Raw genomic sequence first — 20990 nt, 5'->3', positions numbered from 1 at the left:
CCAACGCCCTACACCTGATGGTCCTGCATCCGCTGCAGGCAGGGCAGCTGCGCGACGGCGCGCTGATAGTCGTCGGGCACCACAATGCGCATCAGCGTGGCTTGATCGGCGGGGGGAACGGCGTCACCACCTTGTCGCCGGTGGTGGCATCGCGAATCACCGACTGGCCTTTTTTCTCGACTTCTTCGATGCGCACGATGCTCTGCATCGGCAGGTACAAGGTCTTGGTGTTGCCGAACTCTTCGCGCAGGCGTTCTTCGGTGGGGTCCACCACCAGCCCGTCGTGCACGTCGAACACCAGCTCGCCGATCTGGTTGAAGCCCCACAGATGGCTGCCGGTGACCTCACGCGCGTAGAGCTCGTACACCTTGCCGTGATTGAGGAAGGTGACTTTGTACAGAGGCTTGGACATGCGCCCGATTATAGGCGCGCGCCTGACCGCCGTCGCCCGAACATGCGTGCGCTGGTGCCGCGGCGCGTATCGATCAAAACCTGCTTGCTCGGCGAGGCGCGCTGTGTTCCTCAGAACCCGTGGCGCTTGCGCAGCCGTCGCGCGATGGCCGCGCGCACATACAGCCCGTAGACGATGCCGAACAGGAAGCCGGCGATGTGCGCCGACCACGCCACCATGCCGAAGGCCGGGCCGATATAGGCGAACACCACCTGCAGGATCGCCCAGGCGCCGATCAGCAACGGCGCCGGGACGCGGATAAATTCCAGAAATACGCCCAGCGGCAGCACCACGCCCAGCTTGGCGCCGGGAAACAACGCCAGATAGGTGCCGATCAACGCCGACACCGCGCCCGAGGCACCGATGATCACCCGGTCCGGCGTGCCGATCGCAAAGATCGCCGCCAGGTTAGAGGCCGCACCGCCGACCAGAAACAGCAGCAGCAGGCGCCACGGGCCCAGGATGCGCTCGGCCGGCAGCCCGAAGATCAGCAAAAACACCAGATTGCCGAGCAGATGCGACCAGTCGGCATGCAGGAACAGCGCCGTGAACAAGCGCAGCACGCTGCCATCGCGCAAGGTCGCCCACCAGTCGCCCAGGTTGGAGACGCCGCTGGACAGCGCGCCCCAGTCCAGCCACAGCGTATTGCGCGCTTCGCCGGGCCGGCTGATCGACCACAGGTAGGCCAGCCACACCGTGGTGAACAACAGCGGCACCGCCCAGCGCCGGGTGGGCTTCTTGCGGGAGGGGAGGGAGACGAACATCGGAGTCGCACAATAGCTGGTCCACGGGACTGAACCCAACCCCAACTCAACCGCGTGTTCAGGACGAAAGTCGTTATTGTTCGGTTAATCGAGGTGGGTATACTGCGTACGGCGTCGTATGTCGGGGGGGGGTCTCCGGCGCGCCCCAGGCACTGGATTGGTGCTGGGCGCGGGCGCTGAACCGACCATTGCAGTCTTTATCCGGAGAGCTACAACTCATGTCTACCGCTTCCACTCTGAGCCGCGCCACCCTGTTGGCCGTTGGTATCGCTGGCGTTCTGGCCGTTGGCCAGGCGCACGGCGCCGCATTCCAGCTGAAGGAAAACAGCGCCAAGGGCCTCGGCCGCGCATTCGCAGGTGCGGGCAGCGCCCCGGACGATGCCTCGATTATCGTCAACAACCCGGCCGGCATGCGCCAGCTGGACGGTCGCATGTTCCAGGCCGACGTCAGCGCCATCCATTTCTCGGCCAAGTTCAAGCCCGAGAGCGGCACCTATGCCAACGGCGCCCCGGTCTCCGGCGGCGACGGCGGCGACGCCGGCATGATTGCGCCGGTTCCGGCGATGTATTTCCACCTGCCGTTCGGCGAGAACGACAACATGCACCTGGGCACCTCGCTCACCGTGCCGTTCGGCTTCAAGACCGACTACGGCCGTGACTGGGTGGGCCGCTACCACGGCACCAAGACCGAGCTGCAGGCGATCGACTTCAATGTCGCGTTCTCCTACGACGTGAACCCGTATGTGTCCTTTGGCGCCTCGGTATTCGCCGAGCGTCTGGATATCGACCTTGCCAACGCGGTGGATTTCGGCAGCATTCTGGCCGCGCGCCGCGCGCCGGGCTTCGCACCGGGCAGCGCTGACGGTTACTCGCGCATCAAGGGCAACAGCACCGAAGTGGGCTTTACCCTGGGTGGCTTGTTCAGCATCGACGAGAACACCCACATCGGCTTCAGCTACCGCTCGGAAGTGGAACACAAGATCACCGACGGCGATGCCGACTTCACCACCCCGCCTAACGCCGCTGCCGTGCTGAGCGTCGCCGCACCGGGCACCTTCATCGACACCAAGGGCCGTGCCACCGTCACGCTGCCGGCTAGCGCCACCGCCAGCTTCACGCATAACGTGAACGAGCAGTGGTCGATCATGGCCGACGTCACCCGCACCGCCTGGAGCAAGTTCGACCAGGTGACCGTGGACTTCGCCTCCAATCAGCCCGACAGCGTGCTGGACTTCTCCTACCGCGACACCACCTTCGCCTCGATCGGTGCCGACTACCGCATGAGCGAGACGCTGACCCTGCGTGGCGGCCTGGCCTACGACCAGACCCCGACCACCGCCGAGCACCGCGACGTGCGCGTGCCCGATGCCAGCCGCAAGTGGGTCTCGCTGGGTTTGAGCTGGCGTCCGTCGCAGCAGGCCGAATACAACTTCGGTTACACCCATCTGTTTGTCAGCGACCCAACCACCGACAGCCGCAGCGCCACCGGCGATCGTCTGGCGGGTAGCTACGATGTGCAGGGCAACATCCTGGCCGCTTCGATCAACTACAAGTTCTGATCGTCGCACTCCGCATCGTGTGATCAGAAACCCCGCTTCGGCGGGGTTTTTCTTTGGCGTGCCGTTGCACGGCCAACCGCGTCGCCATCCATCGACGGCATCCTTCGCCGCAAGCAGATGCGATCAATCACATGCGGCGCATAGAACGCGCGCTTTAGGACTCATGCGATGCCGTTGAAACAACGCGTCGCGCACGCGCATTGATTCCCTGCATGGCGCTTTGCTGCGGCATGCCGAGCGGGCTGTGCAGGCCGCACTGCAGATTGTGATGGTCGTGCGCATGAACCAACCCGACTTTATCCAGATCACCGACAACGCCGTCTCGGCCGCCGATTGCGCGGCCATCGTGCAGCGCATGCGCGACAGTCAGCAGCTGCATCCCGGCCGCATCGGCGGCGGCGTGTTTCCCGACCTCAAACACAGCCGTGATCTGCGCATCAGCGGGGTGGCCGAGTGGCTGCGGTGGAAAGCCGGCTGCAACAGGCCGTGTTCGACGGCGTGCTCACCTATCTACGGCAGTACCCGCAGGCGCTGATTTGTCCATTGATGTTGCAGGTGACCACCGCCGATGGCACACCGCATCGTCTGGTCGCCGAAGACATCGCGCAGATGAGCGACCAGGCGCTGGGCGACCAGGCACGCACCTGCCTGCGTCAGGGCGCGATCAATCTGCAGTGGTATGCCGCCGACCAGGGCGGCTACCCGTACTGGCATTGCGAGCTGTACCCACGCGATGCGAGTGCCGACACGCTGCACCGCCATCTGCTGTGGACGCTGTATCTCAACGATGAGCTCGAGCAAGGCGAGACCGAATTCCTGTTCCAGCAACGCAAGGCGCGCCCGCGCACTGGCAGCCTGTTGATCGCTCCCACCGCCTTCACCCACACCCACTGCGGCAACCGCCCGGTTGGCGGCGACAAGTTCATTGCCACCAGCTGGATCCTGTTTCAGTCGGCGCAGGCGCTGTACGGCGGGGAATCGGGAGTAGGGAATGGGGAATAGGCAAACGCAACGGCAACGCGTTGGTGTTGCTGTTGCGATTCCCCATTGCCAATTCTCGATTCCCCGCTCTAAAACAGCACGCCCTGCGGCGAATCCGCCACCGGCTTGGCCGGCGGGGCCGGGCGGCGGAATGCGCTGCAGTCCAGCGTCGGCATGTCGCGCGCACCGAATCCTGCGCGGCGGTGGGCGAGGGCGAAGCGGCGCGCCAATAGATCTGCATACACGCCTTGTCCGCGCATGCGTGCGCCAAAGGCGCTGTCGTAGTCCTTGGCGCCGCGTAGTTGCTGGATCGTGCTCATCACGTGTTCGGCGCGCTGGGGGTGATGGGTCTGCAACCAGTCGCGAAACAGAGGCGCCACTTCATGCGGCAAGCGCAGCAGTACGTAACCGGCACTGTGCGCGCCGGCAGCGGCAGCGGCCTGCAGGATCGCTTCCAGTTCATGGTCGTTGATCCATGGGATCACCGGCGCGGCCATCACCCCGACCGGCACGCCGGCCTCGTGCAGGGCACGCATTGCGCGCAGGCGTGCGTGCGGGGCGGAGGCGCGCGGCTCGAGCTTGGCCGACAGATGCGGGTCCAGCGTGGTCACCGAAAAATGCACGTTGACCAGGTTCTCGCGGGCCAGCGGGGCGAGCAGGTCCAGGTCGCGCGTCACCAGCGCGTTCTTGGTGATCAGCGTGAACGGGTGCCGCGCCTCCCATAGCACGCAGCGGCGCGTGCGGCCCGTAGAATCCGCGCATGCTCGCATTTGCTCAGGGCGCGTGGGAGTGGCTGGCCAACACTCCCCATCTCGAAGCGCTCCTTCTCGCCGCCTACGTGCTGTACCTGCTGTGGATCGCCGGCTGGATCGTGCTGCAAAAGCGCGAGCCGGTGGCCACGCTCAGTTGGGTGTTGTCGCTGGCCGCGTTGCCCTACCTGGGCTTGCTGATCTATTACTGGCTCGGCCCGCAAAAGGTGAAACGGCAGCGCCTGCGCCGCGGCCGCTCGCGTTCGGGCATGGAGAGTTACAGCAGCGTCTGCCCACCCGACGCCGACTGCACCGAGCTGGCCAAGATCGCCCAGTCCACCACCGGCCTGGCGCCCAGCACTGCCACCGAAGTGCACTGGCTGGTGGATGGCGCTGCGACCTATGCCGCAATCGTCGAAGCGATCCGGCATGCACGCGATCATATCCATCTGGAGTACTACATCTTCCAGCCCGACCACAGCGGTACCGCGATCTGCGATGCGCTGATGGAACGTGCCCGCGCCGGGGTCAAGGTGCGCCTGCTGATGGATGCGGTGGGCTCCTCGGCGATGACGCGGCGCGCGTTGCGCACGCTGCGCGCGGCAGGCGTGGAAACCGCCTGGTTCCACCCCTCGCAATTTCTCAAACCGTTCAAGCGGCCGTGGTTGAACCTGCGCACCCACCGCAAGGTGATCGTCATCGATGGCCGGATCGGCTTCACCGGCGGCATCAACGTCACCGACGACGAGAACGAGCAGGTGCGCAGCGATGCCTACCGCGATCTGCACGTGCGCCTGCAGGGTCATGTGGTGCGCAGCCTGCAGCTGGTGTTTCTGGAAGACTGGCTCTACGCCACCGGCCAGGGACGCACGGCCTTCCAGGGCCAGCAGCTGTGGCCGGACGATGTCCCCACACGCGCGCAAGGCACGGTGGATGCACAGGTGCTGGTGTCCGGACCTGATTCGTCGTGGGAAGCCATCCATCGCCTGATGGTCGCGGCCATCCACGAGGCCAAGCACCGGGTGTGGCTGGTCACCCCGTACTTTGTTCCCGGCGAAGCGGCGCGCATGGCGCTGACCTCGGCCGCGCTCGGCGGGCTGGACGTGCGCCTGCTGGTGCCACGGGTGAGCGACTCGCGCCTGGTCACCTATGCGGCGCGTTCGTATTTCGACGAGCTGCTCGAAGCCGGTGTGCGCATCTACGAATACGGCCCGCGCATGCTGCACACCAAGGCGCTGCTGGCCGATGACGAGGTCTGCATCGTCGGCAGCGCCAATTTCGACAGCCGCAGCTTCCGGCTGAATTTCGAATTGTCGATGCTGTTCCGCGACCAGGCAGTGGCGGCAGAGATGGCCGGGCTGATCGGCACCGATCTGCAACAGGCGCGCGAAGTCCGCTTCGTGCGGCACCGGCCGTTGTTGCGGTCACGCCTGCCGGAGGCGTTCGCGCGGCTGTTGTCGCCGCTGCTCTGACCAGCGGCGCGGCGCACACGTGGAACCGCGCCGTGCCCGGCGCTACACTGCCGCCACTCAACGGGGGAGCTCGTCATGCACTGGCTGTTTCTGCTTATGGCACTGGGCGCGCTGGTGCTGGCCTTCAGTACGCCGCACGTGTGGTTGCTGGTGGTGTCGCTGGTGGTCGCGCTGCTGCTGCTGCTGTTGTGGACGCGCGGCTGGTTCGCCTCGCGCATGGACGATACGCAGCGCGATACCAGCAGCATGATCGACCCGGCCGAGCTGCGCCGCCTGCGCGCGCTGGCCGAAGCGCGCAAGTCGGCCGCCGTGGCCGCAGCACGTGACGGCGAGCCGCAGGCTTGACCACAAGCGTATGACCACCCAGCTCAGCGTCAACGTCAACAAGATCGCGGTCCTGCGCAATTCGCGCGGCGGGACCGACCCGGATGTGGTGCAGGCCGCACGGACCTGCATCGCGGCCGGTGCGCACGGCATCACCGTGCACCCGCGACCGGACCAGCGGCATATCCGTGCCGGCGACGTGCTGGCACTGAGTGCGCTGACGCGCGCGCACGCGGTCGAATTCAACATCGAAGGCAACCCGTTCGCACCGCCGCGCGCCGGTTACCCGGGGCTGCTGGAGTTGTGCCGGGCCACGCGCCCGCAACAGGTCACCCTGGTGCCCGATGGCGACGGGCAGCTGACCTCCGACCACGGCTTCGATTTCGCGCAGGACACCACGCAACTTGCCGTGTTGATCGCCGCGTTCAAGGATCACGGTAGCCGTGTCAGCCTGTTCGTCGACGCGGGTAACCCGGACATCGCCCATGCAGCCGCACTCGGTGCAAACCGCATCGAGTTGTACACCGGCCCCTATGCAGATGCGCATGCGAGCGGGCAAGCGGATGCAGCGCTCGCACTGTTCGCCGCTGCCGCACAGCGCGCCAGCGCCGCCGGCCTGGGCATCAATGCCGGGCATGATTTAGCGCAAACCAACCTTGGCGATTTTCTCGCCACTGTCCCGGGCGTGCTGGAAGTGTCGATCGGCCACGCCTTGATCAGCGAAGCCTTGTATCAAGGACTGGATGCGACCGTGCGTGCCTACGTCGACATTCTGCGCGGTGGTCGCGTCACCACCTGAGTTTGCGGGCGAATGCCCGCGTTCGATCACCGTCCGGCTCGATCAGCTGGCAATCCGCTGTGTTGGCGACACCTCACCTGAGCGTGAGGTGCGCGTCGCTCAAGAGATTGACGACGTATCGTCTCATTTGCCACTTCAAGCCGCTATCGACGAGTACTGACGTTGGTCTCCCGCCTTTTGCGCCTAAGCATCCGAGACGCGATGCGGCGCTAGGGCAACCGCATCGCGCGGTGTCGCACTGACTGCTCTGCGTCGATAGCGAGGCAGCACACCATTACTGCACGAACGCGATGTGCTGCACCTGCGCGTTCTTTGCTGCTGCCAGTACGCCGGCCATCACTGCGTACTCGGCCTCTGCACTGTCGGCGATGCGATGCAATCAACATCGCTGCGTCACAGTTGCGTTCAAAGCCACCACGCCAGGCACCAGGCATAAAAAAACGCCACCGTTTCCGATGGCGTTGCAGTCGCGTCATGACTGTTGTGTTGCGGTCTTGCAGATACGTTTACTGCTGCATGAAGCCGATTTTTTTCATCTGCGAGTTCTTCGCAGCGGCCAGCACCTTGGCCATCACCTCGTACTCCGCATCCTGATTCGCATCGATGCGCAGTTCCGGCTGATTGGTCGGATCGGCCTGCACCACTTCTTCCATCTTCTGCTGCAACTGATCGACCGGCGTCGGGCTGTTGTTCCAGAACACCTGGTTGCTGGCGTCGATACGCAATTCGATCGGCGGCGGCGGTTCGGTCGTCTGCGGTGGCGGGTTGAGCACCCGCTGCGGCAGATCCACGGCGATCGGGTAGGTCATGATCGGCGCGGTCACGATGAAGATGATCAGCAGCACCAGCATCACGTCCACCAGGGGCGTGACGTTGATGTCGGCCATCGGCCCACGGCTTCCACCAGTACTAAATGCCATGGCTTACTGCCCCTTCACTTTGGTTGCAACGAAACCGACGTCCAGCATGCCCTGACCCTGCGCGATCTTGGTGATCTCGTTGATCGTACGCATCTTGGTCGTGCGGTCGCCACGCAGGTTGAGCGGCGGCTGCGGGGTCTGCTGTGCAGCGGTGGACAGGCGCGACTCCAGGGCTTCCTTGGAAATCGGCTCGTCGTTCCAGTACAGCGACCCATCTTCCTTGACGGCCAGAGTGATCGGCGCGGCACGTTTCTCCGCATCTTCCTTCTGGATCAAGTTGGCCTCTGGCAGCTCCACCTTGACCTTATGGGACATCAGCGGTGCCGTAATGATGAAGATGATCAGCAGCACCAGCATCACGTCCACGAGGGGCGTCACGTTGATGTCGGCCATCGGGCCACCGCTGTTTCCACTACTGAAGGCCATAACGGGCTCCGTCTAAATCGTTGCGAAGGCGTTCTTTACTGCCAGATCTTGCGACGCGATTAGCGAACGCGCGAACCGGTGGCGAAGAAGTCGTGCAGGTCGTGGGCAAAGGTGTCGAACTTGGCGATCACCGAGCTGTTGACCTTGGAGAAGAAGTTGAACGCAAACACGGCCGGGATGGCGACGAACAGACCGATCGCGGTCATGATCAGCGCTTCACCCACCGGGCCGGCAACGGCGTCGATGGAGGCCGAACCGGTTGCACCGATCTTGATCAGCGCGCCGTAGATGCCCCACACCGTACCGAGCAGACCGACGAACGGCGCGGTCGCACCGACGGTGGCCAGCAGGGTCATGCCCGACTGCAGCTTGGTGCTTTCGCGGGTCACGGCCTGACGCAGGGCGCGGTCGACGAACTCCGAACGGCTCAGGCTCTCGCCCAGGCCACCGGTGCTGCCTTCGGCGCGCTGGTGGTGAGCAGCAGCCTGCGCTGCGTCCAGTGCGATCTTGGAGAACGGCTCGGAAGCCGGCTGTTCTTCCATGGCGCGGATGGCGTCCTGTGCATTCGGGGCATCCCAGAACGCGGTGGTGACGCGGTCAGCCGCGCTCTTCAGGCGGGTGGCGCGGAAGATGTTGATGACCGTCCAGTACCAGGAGGCAGCGGACATGGCGATCAGGGTGATCAACACGACCCACGACACGGCGAAATCGCCGGGGCTGGAGGTCATTTCGGTGATCAAGTGCTCGAAGCCCATCTGCGAGAGAGCGGCCGACGGATTGGAGCCCCCTGCAGCGGCGGCGATAAAGAATTCCTGCAGCATGACGCTTACCTTTGTTGTGTGTGGTGATGAAGGGTGGAGCGAAAGGAAGACAGGATCCTGGGCCGGCCGTAGCCGGCCCGTGGGATCAGTTCAGAGCAAAGTTGACCGGGACGCGGACACGTCCGGCGGCTTTCTGCCCGTTGACAGTGGAAGCGTTGAACTTCCACTTGCGTGCTGCGTCCATCGCGGCACGGTCAAGGTCGCGGTTGCGGCTGGACTTTTCGACCGACACATTGGTCACGTTGCCGCTGGCATCCACATCCACGATCAGGATGACCTCACCTTGGACACCGGCACGGAATGCAGCCGGCGGGTACTTCGGCGGGTTCATGTTCTTGGACGAGATATCGACACTGGCGCCGATGTCGCTCGGCGGCTGCGGTGGAGCCGGTGGGCTCGGCGGCGTGACGATATCGCTCGGACGCGGTTCGGGAACGTCGACCACCGGAGCTTCCGGCGGCGGCGGAACCGGTGACGGCTTCGGCGGCGACAGATTCTTGACCGGCGGCGGCGGCTTGTCTTCCGGCGGCGGCGGCGGCGGCGGCGGCGGGGGAGGAGGCGGTGCATCCACCAGGGTGACCATGGTGGTGCGCTCCTTCTCTGCCGGAGCCTTCGGCGCCACTGCAGGGATCAGCAACATCATCAGTGCAGTGAGGTGCAAAGCAATTACGAAAGCAATGCCGATAATGCGGGCCCAGCTCAGACCCTGGTTCCCGGCATCATAGTCATGCCTGTGGATAACGAGTTGTTCCGTCATGCGCCAATGGCTCTTTCAGTGGGGGCCCGGATCACTGTGATGATCCCCAGGTTTTCGGACGGCTTTGACACCGCAGGAACTCCCAAGCTTATACCAATCCCGAGTCCTGTAACCACTAAAAACACAGGGATTTCGGGGGTTTATTTTCTTTTTACTTCAGGTTGATGATCTTCTTCGCGTCTTCAGGCTTTTTGACGCCCTTGGCGATGGCCTGCTGTGCGGCCTGCTTGGCCTCCGGGATACGACCTTCCGAATGCAGCACCTTGGCCAGATTCAAATAGGTCTCGCCGTCCTTGGAAAGCGGTGCGGCCTTCTGCCAGTTTTCGATCGCCTTCGGCGCATCCTCGCTGTAGTAATACGACTGCGCCAACGCAAGGTATGTCTGATAATCAGGCTTGAGGATGCCTTTTTGCATACCTTCATTGATGACCGCGATGACGTCCTTTTCCTTGTTCTCGGTGTTGGCGTAGATGGAATACAACTGCTTGTATTCTTTTTCTTCGGTCAACTGCCCGGCAGCACGCAGCTTGTCCATTACGCCTGCGGCCTTGTCCATCTGGTCTGCCTGCATATACATGCTGGCCAGGTTGAGCTGGGCCTTCTTGTCGTTCGGCGTCTTGGCGGCAAGCGCTTCGGCAGCAGCGACCGCCTCACCGGTCTGGCCGGCTTCGGCGTAGGACGCCATCAGCAACTGGTTCCAGGTGTCCTTGGGTTCGGGCGAGGCGGCGATGGCCTGCTTCAGCACCGGAATGGCCTCTTTGTAGCGCTCGGCCTGATACAGCGCCTGGCCCTTGAGAATCAGATCTTCCGGGCGCTGCGACTTGCTCTCGTCCAGATACTTGTCCAGCGTGGCCAGCCCTTCGGCCTGCTGCTCGTCCTGCATCTGCAACTGCGCCAGCATCAGCATCGACTGGAACTGGCCGTTGTTGTCCAGCGCGTTCAGGCCGATGGCCTGCTGCAGATACTTCTTGGCACCCGCAGTGTCGTCCAGGTTATAGGCGGCCTGCGCAGCGAGCTGGGCGGCGAGCGCCTTGTCGGCTTCGTTGGCAGCGCTGTTGGCCAGAATCTCGTCGGCCTGGGTGCGCACGCCCGGATAGTCTTCACCCTTGTTGAAGGTTTCGATCAGCTTCTGCAGCTTGCTGCTCAACTTGGACGAGGGCTTGATCGTCGGCGCCTGACGGGTCGACTGCGGGTACAGCTCTTCGGCCTTGCCGTTGCCCTTGGACTTACGCGCGGCACGCTCGGAAGAACGCTCCGACTGCGCGACCGCATCGGTGACGACAGCCCCGCCCAGGGATGCTGCGATGAACAGGGACAACAGGGCTTGCTTGCGGTTGAGCAGTTTCATGTTTCACCTCGGACGAGCCGCCGTTGGGCGGTGCGAAAAGCGGAATGGACGCTGTACGAAAAATCTGAGCCGGCAAACTTAGCAGAAAGTCTCAGTTCCCGAAAACGGTTTCCATGTTGTGGTGCGGCAATCGGGAGTTGCGAGAAAAGGTCTTAGCACCGCTAACAGCGAGTGACCGGCCGCTGACTCCAGCGCCCGCAGTGTAGTGGCCGATGCGTTGATTCCAGGTCAGTGTCGGCATGCGCCAAGGAAGGCCGAGCAGTTGCTGTTAGCGGCTCTAGCCACAACGCGGCACGCGCCCGCTCTGCTTGGCCTGCTGATACACCGGTTCGAGCTGGTTGACGTCGGCCTGCAGCTCGCGGATGCGGTTGGTCGGGTCGGGATGGGTGGAAAGCCATTGCGGTTGACGGTTCCCGCTGGCGGCCATCATGTTCTGCCACAGCGTCACCGCCTGGGCCGGATCGAACCCGGCCTGCGCCATCAGGCGCTGCCCGACCACATCGGCCTCGCTTTCCTGGGTACGCGAGCCAGGCAGCAGGAACACTGTCTGGGCGGTCATACCGCCAACCTGATTGACCGCGCTGGCCGCGCCGTCGCCGTAGGCGGCCCCGGCGAGCGCGCCGATGATGCCCAGACCGGTCTGGGCGCCGAGCTGGCGGGTGATGCGTTCTTCGTGGTGGCGCGAAATCACATGCCCGATCTCGTGCCCGAGCACGGCGGCAAGTTGATCCTGGGTCTTGGCGACGGTGAAAATGCCAGTGTTTACGCCGACCTTCCCGCCGGGCAGGGCGAAGGCGTTGGCCTCGTCATCGACGAACAGCGCGGTTTCCCAGCGGGTTTCGCGCCATTGCGGCGGCAGTTGCGCCACCAGCGCGTTGACCACGCATTGCACGTAGGCGTTCTGCTTGCCGTCGGTGCTGACTTTTTCCTTGGCCTTGGTCTGCGCAAAGGACTGCGCCCCCAGCTGGTCCAACTGCTGTTGCGAGACGCCTCCCACCACCTGTCGGCGGCCGGTTGGCGAAGTTGTGGTGGCACACGCCGTCAGTGCAAGGACGGCAACAACGATCAACAGCCTGGCTTTCATTCGATCCCCCTAGAACCAAGCGGACATTTTGGCAGGCTCGGCTTAACTTTTCGTCAAACCGCCTGGATCGAGCGGTAAAACGCAGCGAGCCGGACGTGCTGAGCGTTGATCGTGCGCGCGGATGGAGGCATCTGCGCCAGTGCGCAATGCGGACGGCGTGCCATTGGGCGCGCCGGAAACCCAGCTGCGTCAGTCGGTCTTGCTAGCCGATGCCGAAAAAGTACAGCGCCGCCAGGGCGGTGGCGTTGTTGATGCCATGTGCGGCGATGGGCGCCCACAGCGTGCCGGTGCGCCAATACAGCCAGGCGAAGGCCGCGCCCATGCTGCCGTAGACCAGCCAAAGCTGGGCGATGGCGGCCGGGCCATTGCCGCTCACGCCAGGCACCTCGTGCACCAGGGCGAACAGCGCGCCACTGAGCACGATCCCCAGCCACGGGCGGCCTGCGGCCAGCAGGCGACCGAACAACACGCGGCGGAACAGCAGTTCTTCGTAGGCCGGAGCAATCACCACCGCGAACAGCGCCAGCGCCAACGGCCAGTGCTTGATGGCTTCTTCCATCAGCGGCAAATTGGTCGGCACCGGTTTGATGCCCAACGCCGAGGCCGCGACGCTGACCAGATTGCTGAGCAGGAACACGGTCACGGCGATCAGCGCGGTCCAACCCCAGGTGGACGCACGACGCGCGGCGGCGCGTGAGGACGCCTGTTCGCCGGCAGTGGCACGGCGGCGCCAGAAATACAGCAGAACAGCGGGCGTCGCGGTGCTGACCAAGGCGGTGAGCAACTGCACCATCACCCCAGGTTGGCCGACCGCGGCCATCACCTCGGCAGAGGAGGGCGTCAGGCCCTGTGCCTTGGCTGCCTGCACGTAGCCAACGCCACGGATGGCGCCCCAGATTGCAAAACCCGCCACGCTCAGGGTCAGCAACAGACCGACGGCGATCAGTACATCGATCCCGAAGCCGATCAGGACAGGCAGCAATGCTGGCCGGGCGGCAGCGCCGGGCGCCGCCGCCGGAGGTGGTGTTAGATCTGTGCGCATCGTCGTCCTGCCAATACCGGCTCAGCGGCACAGCGCGGTGGCGCTGCGCCGGGACACAGGCGGCTCAGATATCCAGGTTGGACACCTTCAGCGCGTTGTCTTCGATGAAGTCGCGGCGCGGCTCCACCACATCGCCCATCAGGGTGCTGAAGATCTGGTCGGCGGCCACCGCATCCTCGATCCGCACCTGCAACAAGCGGCGGGTGTCGGGGTTGACCGTGGTTTCCCACAGCTGCTCGGCGTTCATTTCGCCCAAGCCCTTGAAGCGCTGCACCTGGCGGCCCTTCTTGGCTTCGTCCAGCAACCAGGCGTGCGCCTGCGCAAAGCTGGTGATCGGGTGGCTCTTGTTGCCGCGCACGATCTGCGCGCCTTCGCGCACCAGGTCGTGCAGCGCCAGCGACACTTCCCGCAACGGACGCAGCTCGCCGCTTTCGAACGCCCCCATCGGCAGCACCTGGGTGAATTCCTCGCCCATATGGCGGCGGATGGCCACCAAGGTTGCCGCCGAGTTCTCGGTCGCCGGGTCGAAGCGCAGCTGGTAGCGCGCAGTGCCCAGGGTGCCGCGGTTGAGCACCGCCTGCAGCGCATCCAGGGTCGGATGCTGGTCGCCTTCGGCCTGCAGCTTTTCCACATCCAGCGGCGGCAGGTCGATCAGCGCGGTCATCAGCGCCGGGTCGTAGCGGTGCGCATTGCGCGCGATCGCCTCGTTGGCACTGGTGAACAGCATCAACAGTTTTTCCAACGCCTCGCCGGTGATCGGCGGCTCGTCAGTGGCCGGAATCAGCGCTGCGCCTTCGACGGCATTGCTGGCCAGGTAGGCGTTGAGCGCCGCGTCGTCCTTCAGGTACAGCTCGCTCTTGCCTTGCTTGAGCTTGTACAGCGGCGGCAGGCCGATGTAGATGTAGCCGCGCTCGATCAGCTCCGGCATCTGCCGGTAGAAGAACGTCAGCAGCAGGGTGCGGATGTGCGAGCCGTCCACATCGGCGTCAGTCATCAAGATGATGCGGTGGTAGCGCAGCTTGTCCGGGTTGTATTCGTCGCGGCCGATGCCGGTGCCCAGCGCGGTGATCAACGTGCCGACCTGGTCGGACGCCAGCATGCGGTCGAAACGCGCGCGTTCGACGTTAAGGATTTTGCCGCGCAACGGCAACACCGCCTGGTTCTTGCGGTTACGGCCCTGCTTGGCCGAACCACCTGCCGAGTCACCCTCGACGATAAACAGTTCCGACAGCGCCGGATCCTTTTCCTGGCAGTCGGCCAGCTTGCCGGGCAGGCCGGCGATATCCAGCGCACCCTTGCGGCGGGTCAGGTCGCGCGCCTTGCGCGCAGCTTCGCGCGCACGAGCGGCGTCGACGATCTTGCCGGTGATGGCCTTGGCTTCGTTCGGATTCTCCTGCAGGAACTCCTGCAGACGCGCACCGAAGGCATTTTCCACCGCCGGGCGCACGTCCGAGCTGACCAGCTTTTCCTTGGTTTGCGAGGAGAAGCTGGGGTCGGGCACCTTGACTGACAGCACTGCGATCATGCCTTCGCGCATGTCGTCGCCGGTCAGCGCGACCTTGGCCTGCTTGGCGATGCCGTTCTGTTCGATATAGGTGCTCAGCACCCGCGTCAGCGCTGCGCGGAAGCCGGCCAAGTGGGTGCCGCCATCTTTCTGCGGGATGTTGTTGGTGAAGCAGTACATGGTTTCCTGATAGGCGTCGGTCCATTGCAGGGCCACGTCCACCACGATGCCGTTGTGCTCGCCGGTCACCGAGATCACGTTCGGGTGCAGCGGCGACTTCAGCTGCGCCAGATGCTCCACGAAACTACGGATGCCGCCCTCGTAATGGAAATCGTCGCGACGGCCTTCGCCACGTTCGTCGATCAGGGTGATCTTGACGCCGGAATTGAGGAAGGACAGTTCGCGCAGGCGCCGCGCCAGGATGTCGTAATGAAATTCGACATCGCTGAAGATGGCCACCGCCGGCTTGAACCGCAGCGTGGTGCCGCGCTTGGTCGAGGCTTCCAACTGCTTGAGCGGGTATTGCGGTTCGCCCAGCGCGTATTCCTGCTGGTAGTGGAAGCCATCGCGCCAGATGTCCAGCCACAGGTGCTCGGACAGGGCGTTGACCACCGACACGCCCACGCCGTGCAGGCCGCCGGAGACTTTGTAGCTGTTGTCGTCGAACTTGCCGCCGGCATGCAGCACGGTGAGGATCACCTCGGCCGCCGACACGCCTTCTTCCTTGTGGATGTCGACCGGCACGCCGCGGCCGTTGTCTGACACCGCCACCGAGCCATCGACCAGGATCTTCACCACGATGTCGTCGGCATGGCCGGCCAGGGCCTCGTCGACGGAGTTGTCGACCACCTCGAACACCATGTGATGCAGGCCGGTGCCGTCATGGACGTCGCCGATGTACATGCCAGGGCGCTTGCGGACGGCTTCCAGGCCACGCAGCACGGTGATCTTGCTGGAATCGTAGGTGCTGTTCGGTGTGGTCGGGGTGTTTTGATCTTCGGTCATGCGCGTGCCGTTAGCTCCACAACACGGGCGAAGGCGGCAGGAGCCGCATCGCACCGTGGGAAAAGGGGGATAGCGGGTCGATTATACCAGTCGGCCCGCACCGGCCGTTGCAGCTCAGGCTGAAAAAGACTGCGGGGTAATCTGGCCGTGTTCCACGTGGAACTGCTGCAACAATGCGCCAGCATCAGCGAGACCTGGCGGGATTTCGGTAGCGGTGATCAGCACCTGAGCCGGTGCGGACGCCAGCCGCTGCAGAACCCGTGCCTGATGATGCCGGTCCAGCTCAGACCCCAGGTCGTCCAGTGCGATGACAGGCCATTCGTTGCGCTCGAATGCAAAGTCTTCGGCCTGTGCGAGCAGGCAGGCGAGGGCAGTGAGCTTCGCCTGCCCCCGAGACAGGGCGTCTTTGCCCTGGAGCACGTCAAAGCTGGGCATCCAATCGGCGCGGTGCGGGCCTTGCGAGGTGTAGCCGTTCTGGCGGTCACGCTCGCGGGCAAGCAGGAGTGCGTCGGCCAGTGACACTTCGTGGCGCTTCCAGCCTGGCGCAAACGTCAGCGCGGACAAGCCCAGCGATGGCGCGATCGTGTTTGCGACCGGGACCAGCCTGTCTTGCAGTCGTTCGAGGTAGCGCATGCGCCGGGAGGTCAACATTTCGCCGGATTCGGCGAGCTCGTGGTCCCAGGCATCGAGCATGCGCGGCTGGGCACCTTGCTTCAGCAGGGCGTTGCGCTGCTTGAGCGCACGCGCGTAGCGACGCCATAGGGCCAGGAAGTCTGGTTCCACGTGGAACAAACCCCAATCCAGAAAGCGTCGGCGGGGCTCGCCGCCGCCACTGATCAACACGTGGCTGCCAGGCTCGAACGTCACCACGGCCAATGCTGCACAGAGCGACCCCAGCTGTGCCACATCCTCGCCGTCCAAACGACCGGTCCACTCCTGCCCGCTATGGCGCAGACCAGCCCGACGCGTCCGCTCGCCGCTGGCACTGCCACCTTCGCGCCACTCCACAAACACTTCCAGCTCGTTTGCGCCCTGCTGGATAAGGCCGTCGCGAACCCGGCCACGGAAGCTGCGCCCATACGCCATCAGATGCAAGGCTTCGAGCACGCTTGTCTTTCCCGCACCATTGTCGCCGGTCAACAAGTTCAAGCCGCGCGTGGGATGAAGGTCGACCGTCTGAAAACGACGAAGCCGATGAATGGACAACCGCACTACATGCATCGATCGGTGGCTCTGGGCTGAGTCCGGCATGCCGGTCGCGTCGGAGGATACGTGATCGGCGTGGAACCCGTGTCGTCTTGCGTGAAGATGGCCCCGGGGCACCCTGGGGGTAACCTGTGGACAAAAAGAGCTTCCGAAGTGGCATTTTCTCTTATCCACAGCTTGTGGGTACGAAAACAAGGCGATAAACACAGGGTTTCGATGCAATAAAACCCATTAAAAACAGGAGCTTAACCTACTTTTCGGCGAAATCTGCGTCTACCATCACCACCAAGCTCTTAAGTTATTTCTAGATTTAAAAGCAAAGCTAGATGTGCATAAGTCAAAACGGGTGTCTTGCCCGGTCTCGATGAACCCGTTGCCGGACACAGCGGAAGATATCGAACTCGGGGGAATGCGTAGAGCGCAATGAACAGATTCAGTCGTTTGGAAGATCAGACGTGAGGGAATATGCATCTACTCAAGTGAGACCAGGTCTCGTTGGGTTGACACCGTGCAAGGACGCTTATTTCTCGCTGGCCCGGACCATTAGGAACCAAAGCCCGGAGAGGGGCGCCACCGCCCGCGACGTTGGAACGCAACTTCCGGGCCCCGAACAGTACTTGCGAGCATAGGACGCGTACGGCCGTCCTTCTCGGCTTGCGTTTCTGCTGGCTCGGCTAAAACTCAACGATCAATTGGCCTGCACCTTTGCGACGTCATGGCCCGGCCCTAGACGCTTACCGATCCCAGGTCCCGGACTCACGCGTGATAGAAACGCCGTCTCACAGAGGCGCGATAGCGTGACCCATACGCGCCTACGAGTTTGCTGTGACTAAAACTGCCAGCACCTCTGCCACACCTGGTCCAGGCTGCATCATTCAGGGGGACACACACCGTCGAACGAGATCCCCGGCCTAAAATCAAGCAGGTTGACCACCGCAGGCAGACACGCCGTCGCGGGTCCTTGCCCAAACTGACCGAGCAGTTCGCCTCAAACCCGGAAATTCATCAGCTCCGACCCCAAAACAAGAAGCCCGGCATTCGCCGGGCTTCTCGTGTTCCACGTGGAACGAAGCGTCAGAGACGCAACGGCATCACCACATGACGCGACTTTTCGCTGCTGGCTTCACGCACCAACGCCGACGAATTCGCATCGCGCAGCTGGATCACCACGTGTTCGTCGCGCAACGCCGATAATGCGTCCAGCAGGTAATTGACGTTGAAGCCAATCGCCAGATCATCAACCTTGGTGTCGGCCTCGATCTCTTCCTGGGCTTCTTCCTGCTCAGGGTTATGCGCACTGATTTTGAGCTGGCCCGGCGACACTTCCACGCGCACGCCGCGGTACTTCTCGTTGGACAGAATGGCCGCACGCTGCAGCGACGCCCGCAACGCCTCGCGGTCCACCTTGACCTCACGATCGGCGCCAATCGGAATCACTGCTTCGTAATCCGGGAACCGGCCGTCGATCAGCTTGGAGGTGAAGGTCACATCGCCACGCTTGACGCGGATATGGCTGCGGCCGACTTCCAGCTCGACCTCGCGGTCTGCCGCTTCCAGCAGGCGCAACAACTCAGTGACACCCTTGCGCGGCACGATGATCTGGCGCTTGGCGCCGCCGGCCTTCTCCAGCTCGATCTCGCATAGCGCCAGACGGTGACCATCGGTCGCAACACAGCGCAGCAAGCCATCGCGCAGGTCGAACAACAAGCCGTTGAGGTAATACCGCACGTCCTGCTGCGCCATGGCAAACGCAGTCCGCTCGATCAGCTCTTTCAGCCCGGCTTCGGGTACCACCACGCGCTCGGTCGCTTCGACTTCGTCCACGGACGGGAAGTCGTTGGCCGGCAGCGTTGCCAAGGTGAAGCGGCTGCGCCCGGCCTGCACGGTGACCTTGTCACCGGTCTGCGAGATGGTGACGCGGCTGCCATCAGGCAGGGCGCGCAAAATGTCGAACAACTTGCGCGCCGGAATTGTGGTTTCGCCGTCCTGCGCGTCCTCCACCATCGTGCGCGAGATCATTTCAACTTCCAGGTCCGTGCCGGTCAACGACACCTGTCCGTCCTTGACCTGCACCAGCAGGTTGGCCAGCACAGGCAGGGTTTGACGGCGTTCGACCACATTGACCACTTGGGCCAACGGTTTGAGGAAGGCTTCGCGCTGCAGTGTAAAACGCATGTGGTTCCGTGCCCCTATGCTTTAAAAGATAATGGAATAAATCAAAAGCTTGGTGGTGATGGTAGGGCCGTTTTCAGCGGATAACCACCATAACTATTTGTTTCCAAGGACATTTCAGCGCCTGAAACTCGTTGGACTAGTACGCCTGGTCTGGTGGGAAAACCTGTGGATAGTTTTCTGGCCAAATTGCAGCGCAACGTTATCCACAGATTCTCCCGCATTTGACCCCAACGTTTCCACGCTTTTTTCCAAGTGGGCCGCGCTGGAGGTCAATGGCCTACTCGCTGAGCTTGCGAATCAGCTTTTCCCAGTCCTCGCGCAGCTTGCCGTCGGCCTCCATCAGCGTGCGGATCTGCCGGCAGGCGTGCAGCACGGTGGTGTGGTCGCGGCCGGCGAAGGCGTCGCCGATCTCCGGCAGGCTGTGTTCGGTGAGTTCCTTGGCCAGCGCCATCGCCACCTGGCGCGGGCGAGCCAGCGAGCGCGTGCGCCGCTTGGAGAGCAGATCCTTCATCTGCAGGCCGTAGTAGTCCGCCACCGTCTTCTGGATGTTGGGGATGCCGATCGCCTGCTGCTGGGCACGCAGCAGGTCACGCAGCGTCTCCTGGGCGAATTCCACCGTGATCGCGCGACCGGTGAAGTTGGCACGCGCCACCAGCGTGTTGAGTGCGCCTTCCAGGTCGCGCACGTTCGAGCGCATCTTCTTGGCGATCAGGAACGCCACGTCGTCCGGAATGTCGGCGCCGCGCTCGCGTGCCTTGGCCAGCACGATGGCTGCGCGGGTCTCGAAATCCGGCGGATCGATCGCCACCGACAAGCCCCAGGCCAGGCGCGACTTCAGCCGCGGCTCCAGGCCTTCGACTTCGCGCGGGTAGCGGTCGCAGGTCAGGATGATCTGCTGGCGGCCGTCGAACAGTGCGTTGAAGGTGTGGAAGAACTCCTCCTGCGTACGGTCCTTGCCGGCGAAGAACTGGATATCGTCGATCAGCAGCGCATCGATCTGCTGGAACTGGCGCTTGAACTGGTCCATGGCCTTGTCCTGCAGCGCCCGGATCATTGCGCTGAAGAACTGTTCCGAGCGCAGGTACATCACCTTGGCGGCGGGGTTGGCCTGACGCAGGGCGTTACCGGCGGCGAACATCAGGTGGGTCTTGCCCAGGCCGGTGCTGCCGTACAGCAGCAATGGGTTGTGCGCACGGTCGCCGGGTTTCTGCGCCGCCTGGATCGCGGCCGCAAGACCCAGCTGGTTACTGCGGCCTTCCACGAAGTTGGCAAAGGTGTAGTGCGAATCCAGGTTGCCGGCGAAGGGCACGATCGGCGCGGCCACCGGCGCATTGGGCACCGCCACCGCGGGAGCCGGCTCGGGCGCACGTGGGCGCGAGCCCACTGCCAGCGCCACCTCGCCATTGCCGGCGAAATACGCCAGCAACTCGCGAATGCGCGGCAGGTAGCGTTCGCGGACCTGGTCGACGATGAAGGCATTCGGGGCGTACAGCACGATGCTGTCGCCGCGGTCTTCGGCTTGCAGGGGTTTCAACCAGGTGTGGACATCTTCGGGCGGGAATTCGGCTTCGAGACGTTCCAGACAGCGGGGCCAAGCATCCAT

General features: G+C 63.6%; 17 protein-coding genes and 3 pseudogenes. 5 read left to right on the top strand and 15 right to left on the bottom strand.

Features of this window, described 5'->3' with window-relative positions; translation table 11 throughout:
• Window positions 1–91 precede the first annotated feature (91 nt).
• Together M3O59_RS00100 and M3O59_RS00095 are read right to left on the bottom strand one after the other, a co-directional pair.
• Entirely contained in the window at window positions 92–412 is a 321-nt protein-coding gene (locus M3O59_RS00100; RefSeq protein WP_116906824.1) for a DUF1820 family protein, read from the bottom strand.
• Between the two features lie 110 nt (window positions 413–522).
• Window positions 523–1215: a rhomboid family intramembrane serine protease gene (locus M3O59_RS00095; RefSeq protein WP_064629529.1), complete on the bottom strand. Its 693-nt coding sequence runs from the start codon at window positions 1213–1215 to the stop codon at window positions 523–525.
• 218 nt (window positions 1216–1433) lie between these two features.
• On the opposite strand from M3O59_RS00095, the gene M3O59_RS00090 reads away from it, so the two are divergent.
• Both M3O59_RS00090 and M3O59_RS00085 read left to right on the top strand, forming a co-directional pair.
• Complete coding sequence (locus M3O59_RS00090) at window positions 1434–2774, top strand: outer membrane protein transport protein (RefSeq protein WP_064629532.1); 1341 nt, start codon at window positions 1434–1436, stop codon at window positions 2772–2774.
• 280 nt (window positions 2775–3054) lie between these two features.
• Window positions 3055–3776, top strand: a pseudogene (locus tag M3O59_RS00085) (2OG-Fe(II) oxygenase).
• Between the two features lie 68 nt (window positions 3777–3844).
• On the opposite strand, the pseudogene M3O59_RS00080 reads toward M3O59_RS00085, so the two are convergent.
• Window positions 3845–4483 (bottom strand): annotated as a pseudogene (locus tag M3O59_RS00080) (radical SAM protein); the annotation flags it as partial.
• Between the two features lie 32 nt (window positions 4484–4515).
• Between M3O59_RS00080 and cls the strand changes: the two are divergent.
• The 3 genes from cls to M3O59_RS00065 all read left to right on the top strand — a co-directional run bounded on the left by cls (window position 4516) and on the right by M3O59_RS00065 (window position 7099).
• Window positions 4516–5976, top strand: coding sequence for a cardiolipin synthase (gene cls, locus M3O59_RS00075; protein ID WP_064629555.1), 1461 nt, complete (start codon window positions 4516–4518; stop codon window positions 5974–5976).
• Window positions 5977–6051: 75 nt separating this feature from the next.
• Window positions 6052–6321 carry a hypothetical protein gene (locus tag M3O59_RS00070; RefSeq protein ID WP_116906823.1) on the top strand — a complete coding sequence of 90 codons (270 nt, stop codon included), beginning with the start codon at window positions 6052–6054 and terminating at the stop codon, window positions 6319–6321.
• 10 nt (window positions 6322–6331) lie between these two features.
• Window positions 6332–7099 (top strand): pyridoxine 5'-phosphate synthase, encoded by a 768-nt coding sequence (locus tag M3O59_RS00065; RefSeq protein WP_116906822.1) that lies wholly within the window; start codon window positions 6332–6334, stop codon window positions 7097–7099.
• A 274-nt stretch (window positions 7100–7373) separates the two neighbouring features.
• On the opposite strand, the pseudogene M3O59_RS00060 reads toward M3O59_RS00065, so the two are convergent.
• The 12 genes and pseudogenes from M3O59_RS00060 to dnaA all read right to left on the bottom strand — a co-directional run.
• A pseudogene (locus tag M3O59_RS00060) lies at window positions 7374–7472 on the bottom strand (biopolymer transporter ExbD); the annotation flags it as partial.
• Window positions 7473–7605: 133 nt separating this feature from the next.
• Window positions 7606–8019, bottom strand: a complete 414-nt coding sequence (locus tag M3O59_RS00055) for an ExbD/TolR family protein (protein WP_039411682.1) — start codon at window positions 8017–8019, stop codon at window positions 7606–7608.
• A 3-nt stretch (window positions 8020–8022) separates the two neighbouring features.
• Window positions 8023–8445: an ExbD/TolR family protein gene (locus M3O59_RS00050; protein ID WP_005912447.1), complete on the bottom strand. Its 423-nt coding sequence runs from the start codon at window positions 8443–8445 to the stop codon at window positions 8023–8025.
• Between the two features lie 59 nt (window positions 8446–8504).
• Window positions 8505–9266, bottom strand: a complete 762-nt coding sequence (gene exbB, locus M3O59_RS00045; RefSeq protein WP_005912445.1) for a TonB-system energizer ExbB — start codon at window positions 9264–9266, stop codon at window positions 8505–8507.
• 85 nt (window positions 9267–9351) lie between these two features.
• Window positions 9352–10023, bottom strand: a complete 672-nt coding sequence (locus M3O59_RS00040; RefSeq protein ID WP_039518127.1) for an energy transducer TonB — start codon at window positions 10021–10023, stop codon at window positions 9352–9354.
• Window positions 10024–10174: 151 nt separating this feature from the next.
• Window positions 10175–11371 (bottom strand): tetratricopeptide repeat protein, encoded by a 1197-nt coding sequence (locus tag M3O59_RS00035; RefSeq protein WP_064629561.1) that lies wholly within the window; start codon window positions 11369–11371, stop codon window positions 10175–10177.
• A gap of 277 nt (window positions 11372–11648) precedes the next feature.
• Window positions 11649–12455 carry a M48 family metallopeptidase gene (locus tag M3O59_RS00030; RefSeq protein ID WP_064629563.1) on the bottom strand — a complete coding sequence of 269 codons (807 nt, stop codon included), beginning with the start codon at window positions 12453–12455 and terminating at the stop codon, window positions 11649–11651.
• Between the two features lie 202 nt (window positions 12456–12657).
• A complete protein-coding gene (locus M3O59_RS00025) occupies window positions 12658–13497 on the bottom strand; it encodes a CPBP family intramembrane glutamic endopeptidase (protein WP_116906013.1) in 840 nt (279 codons plus the stop codon).
• 64 nt (window positions 13498–13561) lie between these two features.
• Window positions 13562–16006: a DNA topoisomerase (ATP-hydrolyzing) subunit B gene (gyrB, locus tag M3O59_RS00020; protein ID WP_064629567.1), complete on the bottom strand. Its 2445-nt coding sequence runs from the start codon at window positions 16004–16006 to the stop codon at window positions 13562–13564.
• 114 nt (window positions 16007–16120) lie between these two features.
• Window positions 16121–17227, bottom strand: coding sequence for a DNA replication/repair protein RecF (gene recF, locus M3O59_RS00015; protein ID WP_116906012.1), 1107 nt, complete (start codon window positions 17225–17227; stop codon window positions 16121–16123).
• Window positions 17228–18286: 1059 nt separating this feature from the next.
• On the bottom strand, window positions 18287–19387 hold the full coding sequence (gene dnaN / locus M3O59_RS00010; protein ID WP_064629571.1) for a DNA polymerase III subunit beta: 1101 nt from the start codon (window positions 19385–19387) through the stop codon (window positions 18287–18289).
• Between the two features lie 277 nt (window positions 19388–19664).
• Entirely contained in the window at window positions 19665–20990 is a 1326-nt protein-coding gene (dnaA, locus tag M3O59_RS00005) for a chromosomal replication initiator protein DnaA (protein WP_220375937.1), read from the bottom strand.

This window comes from Xanthomonas nasturtii (assembly GCF_023337365.3).
GTDB classification, from domain to species: Bacteria; Pseudomonadota; Gammaproteobacteria; order Xanthomonadales; family Xanthomonadaceae; genus Xanthomonas; species Xanthomonas nasturtii.
The sequence above is the reverse complement of the archived record's forward strand: the minus strand, read 5'-3'. Positions and strand labels throughout refer to the sequence as shown.

Bases quoted from the DNA above. Each gene is read 5' to 3' on its own strand.
- M3O59_RS00100 (WP_116906824.1), bottom strand. From the start codon at position 412: ATGTCCAAGCCTCTGTACAAAGTCACCTTCCTCAATCACGGCAAGGTG.
- M3O59_RS00095 (WP_064629529.1), bottom strand. From the start codon at position 1,215: ATGTTCGTCTCCCTCCCCTCCCGCAAGAAGCCCACCCGGCGCTGGGCG.
- M3O59_RS00090 (WP_064629532.1), top strand. From the start codon at position 1,434: ATGTCTACCGCTTCCACTCTGAGCCGCGCCACCCTGTTGGCCGTTGGT.
- cls (WP_064629555.1), top strand. From the start codon at position 4,516: ATGCTCGCATTTGCTCAGGGCGCGTGGGAGTGGCTGGCCAACACTCCC.
- M3O59_RS00070 (WP_116906823.1), top strand. From the start codon at position 6,052: ATGCACTGGCTGTTTCTGCTTATGGCACTGGGCGCGCTGGTGCTGGCC.
- M3O59_RS00065 (WP_116906822.1), top strand. From the start codon at position 6,332: ATGACCACCCAGCTCAGCGTCAACGTCAACAAGATCGCGGTCCTGCGC.
- M3O59_RS00055 (WP_039411682.1), bottom strand. From the start codon at position 8,019: ATGGCATTTAGTACTGGTGGAAGCCGTGGGCCGATGGCCGACATCAAC.
- M3O59_RS00050 (WP_005912447.1), bottom strand. From the start codon at position 8,445: ATGGCCTTCAGTAGTGGAAACAGCGGTGGCCCGATGGCCGACATCAAC.
- exbB (WP_005912445.1), bottom strand. From the start codon at position 9,266: ATGCTGCAGGAATTCTTTATCGCCGCCGCTGCAGGGGGCTCCAATCCG.
- M3O59_RS00040 (WP_039518127.1), bottom strand. From the start codon at position 10,023: ATGACGGAACAACTCGTTATCCACAGGCATGACTATGATGCCGGGAAC.
- M3O59_RS00035 (WP_064629561.1), bottom strand. From the start codon at position 11,371: ATGAAACTGCTCAACCGCAAGCAAGCCCTGTTGTCCCTGTTCATCGCA.
- M3O59_RS00030 (WP_064629563.1), bottom strand. From the start codon at position 12,455: ATGAAAGCCAGGCTGTTGATCGTTGTTGCCGTCCTTGCACTGACGGCG.
- M3O59_RS00025 (WP_116906013.1), bottom strand. From the start codon at position 13,497: ATGCGCACAGATCTAACACCACCTCCGGCGGCGGCGCCCGGCGCTGCC.
- gyrB (WP_064629567.1), bottom strand. From the start codon at position 16,006: ATGACCGAAGATCAAAACACCCCGACCACACCGAACAGCACCTACGAT.
- recF (WP_116906012.1), bottom strand. From the start codon at position 17,227: ATGCATGTAGTGCGGTTGTCCATTCATCGGCTTCGTCGTTTTCAGACG.
- dnaN (WP_064629571.1), bottom strand. From the start codon at position 19,387: ATGCGTTTTACACTGCAGCGCGAAGCCTTCCTCAAACCGTTGGCCCAA.
- dnaA (WP_220375937.1), bottom strand. From the start codon at position 20,990: ATGGATGCTTGGCCCCGCTGTCTGGAACGTCTCGAAGCCGAATTCCCG.